This is a genomic window from Streptomyces sp. MBT53, from assembly GCF_016654115.1.
In the GTDB taxonomy this organism is placed as follows: Bacteria; Actinomycetota; Actinomycetes; order Streptomycetales; family Streptomycetaceae; genus Streptomyces.
This window is the reverse complement of record NZ_JAEQAZ010000063.1, coordinates 73,165-86,088: the sequence shown is the minus strand read 5'-3', so window position 1 is coordinate 86,088 and position 12,924 is coordinate 73,165. Positions and strand designations below refer to the sequence as shown.

Genomic DNA, 12,924 nt, shown 5'->3' with positions numbered 1-12,924 from the left:
GCCCAAGCCCGAACCCTCGCCCTCCTCCTCCACCGACGCACCCCCCTCCGAACCCTCCGACGCGGGCAGCGTCGTCCAGGCCGCGCTGTACCGGGACGGGGTGCGGGTCTCGGCGCCGGACACCCTCGCCGACACCTTCCGCGAACTGCGCGAACAGCCGTCCGGCATGGCGTGGATCGGCCTCGCCCGCCCCACCGAGGCCGAACTCCTCTCCCTGGCCGCCGAGTTCGACCTCCACCCACTGGCGGTCGAGGACGCGTTGGAGGCCCACCAGCGCCCGAAACTGGAACGCTACGGCGAGACGTTGTTCGTAGTCCTGAGCGCCGCCCGCTATCTCGACACACCGGAGGAGGTCGACTTCGGCGAACTGCACGTCTTCGTCGGCCCGGACTTCGTGATCACGGTCCGGCACGGCGCGGCCCCCGACCTCTCCGCCGTCCGCCAACGCATGGAGGAATCACCGGAGTTGCTGAGACTCGGCCCCGAGGCGGTGCTGTACGCGATCCTCGACGCGGTCGTCGACGGCTACGCGCCGGTGGTCGCCGGCGTCCAGACCGACATCGACGAGAACATCGACGAGATCGAGACGGAGGTCTTCCGCGGCGACCCCGCGGTCTCCCGCCGCATCTACGAACTCTCCCGGGAAATGGTCGAGTTCCAGCGCGCCACCCGCCCCCTGGTCGGCATGCTGCACAGCCTGATGGCGGGCTTCGCCAAGTACGGCACGGACGAGGAACTCCAGCGCTACCTCCGCGACGTGGCCGACCACGTCACCCACACCAGCGAACAGGTCGACGGCTTCCGCCAGGCCCTCACGGACATCCTCACGGTGAACGCGACCCTGGTCACCCAGCAACAGAACGCGGAGATGCGGGCGTTGGCGGAGGCGGGGTTCGAGCAGAACGAGGAGATCAAGAAGATTTCGTCATGGGCGGCTATTTTGTTCGCTCCGACGCTGGTCGGGACGATCTACGGGATGAACTTCGATCGGATGCCGGAGTTGCACTGGGTGCTCGGGTATCCCTTCGCGATCATCCTGATGGCGGTCGTATGCACCAGTTTGTACGTCATCTTCAAGCGGAAAGACTGGCTCTGAGTAATCGCCTCGGAAGGCGCTCCCGGGAGTGGGCAAGGCCCGGATCGCAGGCTCCGACAACTCCTTCCAGGCCGCTGGGGAGAATCTGGGGAGAATGAGCCGCGCTCCGATACGGGCGGTGTCCTGCGATCGCAGGCTTTGACCTGCGGAAGCCTCGCCGTTGAAGCGCAGGCTGGGAGCAAGGATCAGCACGGAGAGTAGCGAGCTTCCCTCGCGGAACGCCGAAACGGGTGGGCACAGCAGATCGCTGTGCCCACCCGTTCCGTGGGTTGTGTGGAGCGGACGGCTACGCGGCCAGTACAGGCTGGCCGAGCAGGGCGTCGATGGCGCCGCGCCCCTTGCCGCCGGCCTCCGGCATGAAGTGGGCGTAGTAGTCCAAGGTGATAGTCGGGCTCGAATGGCCGAGCCAGCGGGCCAGGGTGACGACGGACTCGCCCGCTTCGAGGATGACCGAGGCGTACGTGTGCCGGAGCACGTGGAAGCCGTCCTTGCGAGACGCCTTCCACCGCTCGTCCTTCTTCCGCATGGGGATGACGCCGGCGGCGGCCAAGGCCGGCTTCCACACCTCGACGTTGAAGATGTTCGCGCGAAGGGCGTTGCCGTACGTCGTGGTGATGACGAGCGGGAACTTCTTCGTCTCCCGTTCGGGCTCCGGGCCGCCCCACGGCAACTCCACCTCGACCGCCGGGTACTCCATGAAGTACTGGGCCAGGGCCGCCGCGACCGACGGAGGCATGTCGACGACGCGCGTCTTGCCGCCCTTCGGCAAGGTGAAGTACAGCCGTCCGCCGAGGAGTTGGACCTGCCGACGGATGCGCAGGACTCCACGAGCGAAGTCGACGTCCTCCGGCGACAACCCGAAGACCTCACCCTGCCGCAGCCCGCAGCCCAGCGCGAGCACGACGGCGATGCGGTACCGCGCGTTGATCGCGTCCCGTACGCGCTGCGCGGTCTCCAGGGGCCAGGCTTCCCTCTGGTCCTCCGGTGCCTTGGGCCACCGCACGGACTTGGCCCGCATCGGATTGCGTGCCAAGCGCTTGTCGTCGATGGCGGTCTCGAAGATGTTCGAGAGCGTGCCGAGGATCTGCCGGGCGTATCGCGGTGAGAGTTCGCTTTCCAGCGTGGCGATGTATTCGCGGAGTACTGCCGGGCTGATGTCCCGCAGGGCGACGGTGCCCAGTTGAGGCTGGACGTGGAGGCGGACGCGTTCATCGATGCGTTTGACCGTGCCGGGCGCACCGCGAACTCCCGTCTGCCAGAAGCGTGTTACGTAGTCGTCCAGCGTGATGGAGCCGTCGCGAGGATCGACGAACTCGCCGCGTTCGCTGTCGGTGCCGGCCCTGCGCAGCCACGCCTTGGCGTCTTCGAGCACGTCGAACGACTTGTCCCGTACGCCGGGAATACCGGCGACTCGGTACCGGGAGCCCTTGCCGTAGCGGGCGGTGCGTTCCCGCTTGCCGGTGTCGGGGTCTTTCTTCTTCTTGATCCAACGGTCTTCTATGTAGCCGGCCAAATACTTCCCTCAATGGCAGGTTGCGTTCGGTGGGAGTCGGCCGGGGCTCAGGCGCCCGTGGCGTAGTCCGAGCGTCTCTGCGGTGCCGCGCCCAATGGGCTCAGAGTCGTATTGGAACGCGAGTCGGCCTGCTCCTGTTCGCGGATCCAGGCGTCGAGCGCTTCCATCCGATACATGACGCGGCCACGCGGCCCCATCCGGAAACTGGGCGGGCCGTTTCGGCGATGCCGCCAGACATAGAGGGTGTGCGGGGACAGGCCGAGGTATTCGGCGGCGTCCTTCACGCTCAGGAATGCCTGGCGCGTTGCGGGGGTGGTGTCCGGCACTGGTATGGCGCTCGGGTTCGGAGCAGAAGGCGGACGTGCGGGCATGGTTGGCCTCCGTGGGCGTAGCGCGGGGGTGGGTGTGGTCTGCCGGGCGGCGTGACATTGGAAAGGGGCACTCTCCGCCGAGCGCGGTCGGCGAACACCATCAATGGTGTGGAGGATTCCCGGTTTCGGTAACCGGGGATCCCGTGCTACATGCCCCAGCGAGTACGAGCCGTATGGCCCTGGGCAAGCACTCGCCGACGGCCCCAGGACTGTGAATCCGGCTCCGGAGGCTGGTCAGACGAGTCCAGGGTCTCCGAGAAGCACTGGAGGTGCGACGTGCAGTGCCTCGGCGAGAGCCACAAGGTCGTCGATGTCACACCGACGCTGAACGCGTTCGATGCGAGACAACATGGTGTTGGACATCGGGTGGCCAAGTGCGGTGACGCGGCGGGCGAGTTGGCGCTGCGACAAGCCGCGTTCGGTGCGGATGATTTCGATGGTGCGGGCCGTCCGCATTCCTGCAGGACCGATTTCCAATGAGCGTGCGGGCATGGCTCCAGTTGTAGCGTCCATTCGCCGGTTTGGTTAACCGGCGATCGTGGTCTATGTTCCCCCCGCGCCGTCCACATACGGAGCGGTTCCTCGTGCTGACGCGACCCGAGAGCCGTCGCGCCGATCGCCGCTCAGCGACTGCTGCGACATGGGGTGTTGTGTTGTAGCTTGCCCGTCGCCGACACGTCAACGGCTTCCCGATGTGATGCTTCTGGCTCGGAAACCGGCACAACTATTTGGTCAACGGCCGATCGTGCCTTACGGTTTTGCCACCGCCCCCTACCGCCTGCTTTTACGGCTGCCTTTCTGCCGTAAGAGATTGCGCGGGATGGGGCTGGACTTGTGCGACCTGGGTGTGGCTATGTTGACGACACCCCCGGAAAGCGCGAGCGGCCATCAGCGCGCCCCGTGCCGCCGACAGGCCAACTCCCCCACCCCGTACGCCCGTACCGCCGATCGACGGTGAGCCGTGGGCTCCTGCCCACCTGCAACCGAGTGAGGACCCGCCCCTCTTGGCACGAATCCGCACCATCAAGCCCGAAGCCTTCGTCTCCGAGTCCCTGGCCGCCGTCTCGCTGACCGCCGAGCGCACCTTCTTCGGTCTGCTCACCCAGGCCGACGACCAGGGCCGCCACCGCGACCACGCCGCGATCATCGCCGGGCAGCTGTGGGTCCTGCGCCCCGAGCACACCCCGTCCGCCGTCGAGACGGACCTCGCGCAGCTCGCCGACGCCGGTCTGATCTGCCGCTACACGGGGCCGGACGACAAGCGGTACCTGCACGTCGTCACGTGGCACCAGCATCAGAAGATCAACCGGCCGAGCCTGAGCCGTCTGCCCGACTGCCCTCGCCACAACGGCCCGTCCGGCACCCGGCAGATCGTCGACGCACCGGTGGCGGAGGCGAGCGTCACGGAGTCCGCACCGTCGCCTCACGGAACCCTCCGTGAGACCTCCCGCGAAGCACGCGAGCCTGCACCGCACTCGGGGCCCGATGGCGAAACCGCAGGTCAGAAGGATTTCACGGAGCGCTCCGTGAAGGATTCGGGAGCCCTCCCTGTATCGGCGGTGACGCCTCACCGTCCGGATCTAGGATCTAGGACCTTGGATCTAGGAAGTACCCCTTCGGGGGCCGCAAGCGCCCCCGCGCCCGACACCGTCTCGGCCAAGGATCTCCTTCGGGAGTACGTGGCCGCGTGCAACCACCGCCCGCCGGATGACGTCCTGAAGCGTCTCGGCCAGCAGGTGCGCAAGCTCCTCGACGAGGACATCGCCCCCAGCCACCTCCGGGCCGCACTGGAACGCCACCGGGTCAAGGGCCTGTCCCCGAGCGTTCTACCGAGTCTCGTCCACGAGGTCATGAACGCCGCGCCCGTGCCTGCCACCCGCAGGGCATGGACGAACCCCACCGACATCGACGCCGCCTACGGAGGTGACCTCTGACCGCCACCCTCACCCACGAGCCCCACCGGGTCGGCCCGATCGTCGACCGGCTCAACGGCATCCTCGCCACTCGCGGCATCGACCCAGCGGTCACAGCCCGGGAACCACCGGCCGAGCCGATCACCGCCCTTGAACTTGCGGACGCCCGCATCCCCGCCCGCTACCGCCGCGCCCTGGCCGACCACCCGCAGATCACCGCCTGGGCCGAGCGGATCGCGCGTGCCGGACGCCCTGGTCCCGGCGGACCGGGTATCGCCGAGGGACCGTCGCTGTTGATCGCCGGCCCCACTGGCACCGGCAAGACCCATCAGGGATACGGCGCCGTCCGCGCCCTCCTCACGCGAGGCGTGCGCCTGCGCTGGGAAGCCACCACCAGCGCCGACCTCCACGCACGGCTCCGCCCCCGCGCCGGCCACGACGGCGAACGCGAGCTCCAGACGCTGGCCCGCTGCCCGCTGCTGCTCCTGGACGACCTCGGCGCGGCCAAAACCAGCGAGTGGACCGAGGAGCTGACCTACCGGCTCATCAACCACCGGTACGAGCACATGCTCCCCACCCTCATCACCACGAACGTGCCGATGCCCGAGCTGCGCACCACGCTCGGCGACCGCGTCGCCTCCCGCCTCGCCGAAATGACCGAACGCGTCATCCTCACCGGGCCCGACCGACGCCGTATCGCGCCCGCCGCCTGACGGCAGCCGCGCGTCTCCCTCCTCGCCCTCACCTCACCCCGCCCACGCAAGAAGCCTGCCCTCGATCGCGTGGGCCCTTGGAGAGCCTCTGCATGCCCCCTGGCACCACCGCACTCATCAGCGCCAACGGCACCGGCATACCCGCCTGGCCGCACTGGATCCCTGCGCCTGTGGCCGTCGCGGTCCTGGTCGCCGTCGCCCTGTCCGTCGCATGGTCCCTACGGCGGCGCCTACGGAAGCCGGGCTTCGAGCAGCGCCATAGCACCGTCGCGGTCCGAGTCGCCGCCATCGCCGCGATCGGCTGCACCGCCTACAGCGCGGACACCAGCTGGCGGTTCGCCGCCGACTACCTCGACATGGGCAGCAGCATCGAACGGGCGGCGATGTTCGCCGCCGCCGAACTCGCCCTGTTCTCCACCGCCCTGCTCGCCCGGGCGAACCTCAACAGCGCGAAACAGGCACCCGGCGCGCCCGGCACCCTCACCTGGGCAATCACCGGCGTGCAGATCGTGCCCGCCTACGCCGAGTCCGGGCTGGTCGGCGGAACCGTGCGGGCCTTCGTCGGCCCGGTCCTGGCGGCCCTGCTGTGGCACCTGGCTATGGGCATCGAACTGCGCCACCGCACCCCGGATGCCGACTCCCGCAGCCTGACCGCCGTTCTCGCCCGACAGACTCGCGAACGGCTGCTGGCTCGCCTCGGGATCGCCGACCGGGACGCGGACTCCGCTCGGATCATCCGCGAACGCGCCCTCGACCGGGCCGTCACCCTGATCCTCCGGGCAGAGGCCATGAAGCCCGAGAAACGCACCAGGTTGCGCGGCCGGCGCCTCACCCGACGCCTGCACCAAGCCCTGGAACAGGCCGACGTCGACCGCGACGAACGGCAGGACGAGTTGCTGCTGCGCAAGCTCGCAACCCGCCAACAAGCCCTCAGCCTGGCCTCCGTCCCACTGCCCGCCCGTTGGCCCGGCGCGCCCGTGGGCTCGACGGGCGGTTCAGCAACCGCCCGCCCGCGCGCCACGGCAACGAGGCGGGCAAAGAACCCGAGCCGCCCGCCCGAGAGCGATCCGAGCGATGACGCCACCGACCCGGTCGCCCGCCCCGAGCCCGAAATCCGCCCGCGCCAGTCCGCCCGCACCATGACAAGCACGGAGTCGCTTCCGGGCAAGGAGTCACCGGATGCCGATCCGGGCAAGACCGCGCGGGCGAAGCTGGACCCCTCTGGCCCCAAACCACGCGCAACCCGGAACGTCCTCACCGAATACGCCCATCGCATGCTCGGCGAGACCGGACGTCTCTCCCGCGACCTGCTGGAGCACACCGTGCGCAAGGACGGCTACAGCGTGGCCAGCGACACGGCCGGAGAAGTCGTCCGGACCATCAAGGCCGAACTGAAGGCCGCTCGCGCCGGCCATCCCCACTGAAACCGCTCCCACCCCCGCACCCAAGGAAGACCGCTCAATGCCCGACTCAAACCACGAACTTCCCACCGGCCAAAGGGAGATGACCACCTCAGCTCCGTCGGGGTCACCCCGCCGTTACCAGCGACGCATGTGAGCGCGGGAATGAATCCAGACACTGATTCGGAGGAAATTCCTTTGGCAGAACCTCTCCACGAGAACCACCTCACTTCAGAAAATGCGGCCTCACGTCGCACGTCGGGTAGCCGGGGCCCATCTCTGGTCCCCGGCCCCCTCAGAACCGGACGTGCGACTTTCACCGCATCCGGCTCAAGCAAGCCGCGAGGGCTCTGCTGGACGGTAACTTACGTCCCGATTTCCGTCGTTTGCATGATACGAACGGTGACAATCGGCATGAACGAGGCGGAGGTTGGTCCGTCTATCCGTGCCGCCGCTGCTGCGGTAGACGAAGTGATGCTTGTTCAGCATCTTCTTCATCGCAGCGAACCAGTCAATCCATTCCCGCAGATTGTCCGGCTCATATTCCGCTCCCTCGATCAACGCCCGCCCACAGAGAGGGCACAGGCCCTTCTGCCGGGCCGCCAGAACCAGACTCGTCTTGTCCATCGGCGGTGGCGCTGTGCTGCGGCGACGCTTCTGCCAGTAATCCGTCAAGGCCGGATCATCCGGGGACGCCGCGCCTTTGACGGGGTGATGCATTACATGGCGTGTCCAGGCGAACTTCTGGACGTAGGCGCCACTCGCATGGTCGCCGAATACCCAGTTGTCGCGCCTGGTCTTGTTGAACCTGCCGAAATAGTGGCGTTTGATCCACAGTCCCGAACGGTTCTCGTGACCGCGTTTCACCCACTTGTAGAGCAGCTTGAACATGTAGGCGTCGATCGAGCAGAACACTTGATGCGACGCCGCACTGCGGTAGTACGCCGTCCAACCCCTCACCAGCGGGTTGAACTTCGCGATGACCGCTTTAGCAGGCGCACCCCGCAGGGTCCGCATATCCGTCCGCAGCCGTTTCCGCAGCGCGTTGCAAGCCGCCTTACTCGGCCTGATGTTCAGCTTGTCGCCATGCCGCTGGATCGTGAAACCCAGGAAGTCGAACCCCTCGTCGAGGTGCACGACCTTCGTCTTCGCCTCGTTGAAGCGCAGACCTCGCGGCGCCAGCCAGACACTCAGTTCCTCCTTGACCCGGTATGCCTCCTCCTCGTCGTGGCAGAGCACCACGAAGTCGTCGGCATAGCGGACCAGCACGGGCACACCGGCGGACGCGTGGTGAGCACGCGTGCGATACCCGTCGGCGCAGAATCCCGCTGCCTGTTCCATCCCGTGCAGCGCAATGTTCAGCAGCAAAGGGCTGATGACGCCGCCTTGTGGAGTGCCCTCCACGCTCGGCGCCCATCTCCCGGCATCCATCACGCCCGCCCGCAGCCAGCCCCGGACAAGGTCCCTGGCGGGGAACTGCCCGAGCACGGCCGTCAGATGATCGTGACTGATGCGGTCGAAGGCCCCTTCCAGATCCGCATCCAACGCCCAACGACGCCTCGCTCGCGAGCCGCGCGCCGTCTGCAAGATGGAAGCGATGGCGTCCTGGCAGCTACGGCCGGGGCGAAATCCATAGGATCGCGACTCGAACCGCGCCTCCCACTCCGGTTCCAGCGCGTTCTTCACGCGTGCCTGGAGCACCCGGTCACGGATGACCGGGATCCCGAGTGGGCGCTGCTTGCCGTTGGCCTTGGGGATGTAGACCCGCCTGACCGGCTGGGCCCTCCACGGGGCCGACGATCGATGGCACTCGGCCACCAATCGCGCCCTCGCCGCTGGGGTGAGGGCTGTTTCCCCGTCGATGCCCGCCGTCTTGCGGCCCTGGCTCTGCTGGGTCACCCGCTTCACGCTCACCAGCGTGTTGCTGCGGCTTCTCAGCATGAGCTTCTGCAAATTGCGGACCTTCTTCAGGTCCCCGTCCTGCGTCGCCTTGAAGATCCGCTCCCTCAGCCGCCGTACGTCGCGCTCACATCTGGCCCAGTGGATCCCGTGCCAGTCGGAGGCCCCGCCCTCGGGTCCGTTCCCCTCGGGCGGGCGGGTGGCTGCAGCCGCCCTGATGGTGCTCATGTCCGCCTCCGGTATCTAACTTGTCCGTCGGTTCCGGTTGCCTTGCCTTGGTGCTCCAAAGGCTCACCTGGTCCACGTGGGCGCCCTTTCGGGCCGGGCCACACGGGCCCGTATCCGGCGGGTTATGACGGGCAGCGGGCGGAGAGGGCCGCCGCCCGGTTTTCCCCTGGCCTTTCGGCCTACCGGCCTTGGCTTCTTGGACCATCCTGTTCCTGCCGGGGACTTGGGCCTTCCTTGCGGTCGGCTTACCGGAACTGCTTCCGGACCCCGTCAGGGTTTCCGTGTTCCGCATTTCGAAGATGCGACTGGGGTGGGCGCCCCCTTTACCCCGTGGCCGGCGGTGTCTCACTTCCGTTGTTGCTTGCACCGGAAGCCGCTGGCGCCTTGCAGCGTCGGGCCCTGCCCCGCTGAGAGCAAGCCATCCGCGGGGGTTCCATATACCGAGGCATCAACCAGGGGTTCACACGTGTTCGCCCGTCCAGTCTTCCCCTCGCCTGTGGCCTCTCGATGGCCGAGACGCCCTTGGGCTTGAAAGCTCAGCTTCACACCCCGCCGTTACCAGCGACGCATGTGAGCGCGGGGATGAATCCAGACACTGATTCGGAGGAAATTCCTTTGTCAGAACCTCTCCACGAAATCCACCTCACTTCGGAAAATGCGACCTCGCGTCGCACAGCAAGTTGGGGCGGAAGCGTAGCTTCCGCCAACCCCGTCCCCAAGGGGGCGGGGAGGACCTGCACCGGGGGGCGCAGGTCCAGGAGGCTTCGACCGAGGACGGATCGAAGCCGGGACAGGAGGAGAAGCCGACCGAGCGCTGCAGCCGCCGTGAGTGCGCCGACCGTGTCCGTCAGCGTCTGCGTCAGCCGCGCGCCACGAAGCGCCTGCACTAGCCCAACACCCGTTTCAACGAAGAGGAGTTCGCACTGATCAAATCCGCCGCTGCCCAGTGCAACCTGTCCGTCGCAGGGTTCCTCGCCCGCGCCGCACTCGCCGCAGCCCGTGACCTCGACCGCACAAGCGCCGAGATCGCCGACGAACGCGAAGTGATCACCGCGCTGTTCGACAGCCGCCGCAAACTCGGCTGAGTCGGCAGCAACGTGAACCAAGCCACCAAGGCCCTCAACGCCGGCGCACCCAACTTCGCCGGCGCACTCGCCGATCTGCAACGCGCCGCGCAGGCCGTCCAGCGGGCGGCCGACAGGCTCACCAACCGGCAGGAGGAGCAGGCGGCTTGATCCCCCGGATCCACCGGCAGGGCAGCAAGACCCTCGGACTCCTGCACTACCTCTACGGCGAAGGCACCTACGAGGAACACATCGACCCACCCCTGGTCGCTTCCTTCGACGGCATGGCCCCCGACCCCGGCCGCGACCCCTCGGTGACGAGGGAGGACCTCCAGCACATCCTCGACTAGCCCCTGGCCCTCCTCGCCGCGGACCAACGACCCGACAAGCACGTCTGGCACTGCTCGGTGCGCGCCGCGCCCGACGACCTGATCCTCAGCGCCGAGCAGTGGGGGCGACATCGCCCGCCGTGTGGTCGCGGCCACCGGCATCGACCCAGGCGCCGGCTGCCGCTGGGCCGCCGTCCGCCACGCCGACGACCACATCCACATCATCGCCACCCTCGTCCGCGAAGACGGCCGCCGCCCCGACCACCAGCGCCGAACGACACAAGGCAGACCGCGAGGGCAGGCAGCAACCGGCACGCGAGGAACTGCGGGAAACGGTGCGGCGGGCAGTGGCAGGGGCCACGAGCGAGGAGGAGTTCTTCGCCCGGTTGGCCGCCGGCCTGCTCATCCGCAAGCGCGTCGCACCCCCCAGCGACCTGCTCGGCTACAAGGGCGCCCTCCCCGACAACCGCAACGGCGACAAGGAACCCGTGTACTACGCAGGCTCCACCCTCGCCCCCAACCTGCCCCTGCCCCGCATCCGCTAACGCTGGTCAAATGACGCGCCTGGGCAGAGCACGGGCCCGGCAGCCAGCAGTCCGGCCTCCGCGCGCCGCCGAGCAGCCACCGCGGCGTGGCAGGCGGTGCTGGTCATCGATCACGGTGAGGACGCCCAGGTGGCCGCGCACATTGCCGCCGCCGGAGAGGTCCTGGACGCGCTCGCCAAGACCTCCGCCGCCCACACCCGCGCCGAACTGCGCGAGGCGGCCTCCGTGTTCGAGCGGGCCACCCGCTCCCACGTCCAGGCCGAACGCGGACACGACCGCGCCCTGCGCCAGGCCGCCCGCGACCTCATCCACAGCGGCCCCGCCCTCGGCCGCAGCGAAGACGGCGCCACCACCGCCATGGCGATCGACATGCTGTTCTTCCTCGTCACCGCCACCGCCCACTGGCACACCAAAAGGGAACACGCCCAACAGGCCGCCGCAGCCCGCGAAGCCGCCGGACACCTGCGCACGGCCTACCGAGCCGCAGCCGGTGTCCCCATGAACATGCTCTATCAACGTGGCCGACGCCTGTCGCAGCCCCTGCGACACAAGCACGCCACTCATCTGCGGTCGGCGGTCGCCGAGTTGGCCGAGCAGATCCTGGCCGAGCCGGGCTGGCACGCTCTCGCAGCCACCCTCGCCGACACCGAAGGCGCCGGCCACGATCCGGCGGCGCTGTTGGCGGAGGCTGCCGGACGACGGGAGTTGGGCACCGCCGACTCGATCAGTGACGTGCTGGTGTGGCGGCTGCGCCGGATGGCCGATCTGCCCGCCGACGCCACCACGATGCCCGACCACGCACCCGCTGCCACCAGGCGCAGCGGGCGGGCAGTCTCGCCTGCCCCGAGCCGAGACGACCGGCCCCGCAAGATCCGCTGAGACGGCGCATACGCCGGTGCCCCTCTACTCAGGACAGGCAGAAGGGCACCGATGAGGCAGACAGGTCCCAGGACTTGGCGCGTCAGCGGCGACGGATGGTCAGCCGACCCTCGGCACTCTTGGGCAACACCCGGCGGGGCACCGCGACCTGCGAGGCGAGCGAGGAGGCGAAAACAGCGACCAGGTCATGCGGGACGCTGGCACTGAAGCTGGCGCACCACAGGTACGGGACGCCAAGAACGGGCTCTGCCCACGCCTGCCAACCGAACAGATCAGGGCGTGGGTCGGCGTCCTGGATGAACGGGGGCACTGGTTCGAGGGAGACGCTGGAGGTGAGTCCGGGATCGATAGCAGTCGTACGAGGGCGGTCCACGTCGCGGACCCAGCCTTGCGCGCTGAGTACGTTGATCACCGTCTCGGCTCCCTCGAAGGCGAGGTCGGGCGCCTCACGGGCGTCGATCGCCATGAGGAGATCGGCGAGCACCTCGTACGGAACGCCGGTGGTGAAGTACGCGTTCCACTCCGCCATCGCGGCGTCGGCATGCGGACGGACACTCAACTGCCAAGCTATGGACAGCCCGCCCAGCTTGAACAGATAGGCCGCGAGGAGCCACTCCGCACCGCGCAGCCCGTCCGGACTCACGTAGAGCAGGGTGTCGCGGGCAGTGGGCCACATGCGCCAGCCGAGTTCGGCCAGGGTGTCGCCGATCCGCTCGGCGAGCATGCCGTCGTCGCCGGCCAAGTGGCGCGGGGTGACCCAGTAGACCGGATCTGGCGAGTTGGGATGGGACGGTTCGCCGGGATGGTGCGGGAGCAGGGGCGCCTCCATGGCCATGGGCTCGGAAAGGCTCTCCGAGCAGGGTGTTGTACGTTGGCATGCTCTGTCGCAGGACTCCAGTCCCTGCGGCATCTTCCATGTCTGCCTCCGGCGAACTGGTGTCCTTTGACACCCAATCGAGGCGTTTGACAACGAC

11 protein-coding genes and 1 pseudogene are annotated in these 12,924 nt (G+C 68.2%); 7 read left to right on the top strand and 5 right to left on the bottom strand.

What is annotated here, in order from left to right:
* A partial coding sequence (locus tag JHN45_RS23615) for a magnesium and cobalt transport protein CorA (protein ID WP_374195638.1) occupies positions 1-1,096 on the top strand: 1,096 nt, incomplete at its 5' end.
* Between the two features lie 286 nt (positions 1,097-1,382).
* Here the strand turns inward: JHN45_RS23615 and JHN45_RS23610 are convergent.
* The 3 genes from JHN45_RS23610 to JHN45_RS23600 form a co-directional block, all read right to left on the bottom strand.
* Complete coding sequence (locus tag JHN45_RS23610; RefSeq protein WP_201050526.1) at positions 1,383-2,609, bottom strand: site-specific integrase; 1,227 nt, start codon at positions 2,607-2,609, stop codon at positions 1,383-1,385.
* 47 nt (positions 2,610-2,656) lie between these two features.
* On the bottom strand, positions 2,657-2,935 hold the full coding sequence (locus JHN45_RS23605; protein WP_307783171.1) for a helix-turn-helix domain-containing protein: 279 nt from the start codon (positions 2,933-2,935) through the stop codon (positions 2,657-2,659).
* Positions 2,936-3,214: 279 nt separating this feature from the next.
* The gene (locus tag JHN45_RS23600; RefSeq protein WP_201050524.1) at positions 3,215-3,472 is read right to left on the bottom strand and encodes a helix-turn-helix domain-containing protein; all 258 of its coding nucleotides are present in this window, start codon (positions 3,470-3,472) and stop codon (positions 3,215-3,217) included.
* A 512-nt stretch (positions 3,473-3,984) separates the two neighbouring features.
* On the opposite strand from JHN45_RS23600, the gene JHN45_RS23595 reads away from it, so the two are divergent.
* The 3 genes from JHN45_RS23595 to JHN45_RS23585 all read left to right on the top strand — a co-directional run bounded on the left by JHN45_RS23595 (position 3,985) and on the right by JHN45_RS23585 (position 7,030).
* On the top strand, positions 3,985-4,914 hold the full coding sequence (locus JHN45_RS23595) for a hypothetical protein (RefSeq protein WP_201050523.1): 930 nt from the start codon (positions 3,985-3,987) through the stop codon (positions 4,912-4,914).
* Entirely contained in the window at positions 4,911-5,606 is a 696-nt protein-coding gene (locus JHN45_RS23590; RefSeq protein WP_201050531.1) for an ATP-binding protein, read from the top strand. Before JHN45_RS23595 ends, JHN45_RS23590 begins: the two co-directional genes overlap by 4 nt.
* A 92-nt stretch (positions 5,607-5,698) precedes the next feature.
* On the top strand, positions 5,699-7,030 hold the full coding sequence (locus JHN45_RS23585; RefSeq protein WP_201050522.1) for a hypothetical protein: 1,332 nt from the start codon (positions 5,699-5,701) through the stop codon (positions 7,028-7,030).
* Positions 7,031-7,336: 306 nt separating this feature from the next.
* Here the strand turns inward: JHN45_RS23585 and ltrA are convergent, their stop codons facing one another.
* Positions 7,337-9,133 (bottom strand): group II intron reverse transcriptase/maturase, encoded by a 1,797-nt coding sequence (ltrA, locus tag JHN45_RS23580; protein ID WP_201050521.1) that lies wholly within the window; start codon positions 9,131-9,133, stop codon positions 7,337-7,339.
* Between the two features lie 923 nt (positions 9,134-10,056).
* On the opposite strand from ltrA, the gene JHN45_RS54745 reads away from it, so the two are divergent.
* The 3 genes and pseudogenes from JHN45_RS54745 (at position 10,057) to JHN45_RS23570 (ending at position 11,950) form a co-directional block, all read left to right on the top strand.
* Positions 10,057-10,218 carry a hypothetical protein gene (locus JHN45_RS54745; protein WP_374192811.1) on the top strand — a complete coding sequence of 54 codons (162 nt, stop codon included), beginning with the start codon at positions 10,057-10,059 and terminating at the stop codon, positions 10,216-10,218.
* 12 nt (positions 10,219-10,230) lie between these two features.
* Positions 10,231-10,368, top strand: a complete 138-nt coding sequence (locus JHN45_RS53135) for a hypothetical protein (RefSeq protein ID WP_236583986.1) — start codon at positions 10,231-10,233, stop codon at positions 10,366-10,368.
* Positions 10,365-11,950 (top strand): annotated as a pseudogene (locus tag JHN45_RS23570) (relaxase/mobilization nuclease domain-containing protein). Before JHN45_RS53135 ends, JHN45_RS23570 begins: the two are co-directional and overlap by 4 nt.
* Before the next feature lie 82 nt (positions 11,951-12,032).
* On the opposite strand, the gene JHN45_RS23565 reads toward JHN45_RS23570, so the two are convergent.
* Positions 12,033-12,779 (bottom strand): DUF317 domain-containing protein, encoded by a 747-nt coding sequence (locus JHN45_RS23565; RefSeq protein WP_201050530.1) that lies wholly within the window; start codon positions 12,777-12,779, stop codon positions 12,033-12,035.
* Positions 12,780-12,924: the final 145 nt, after the last annotated feature.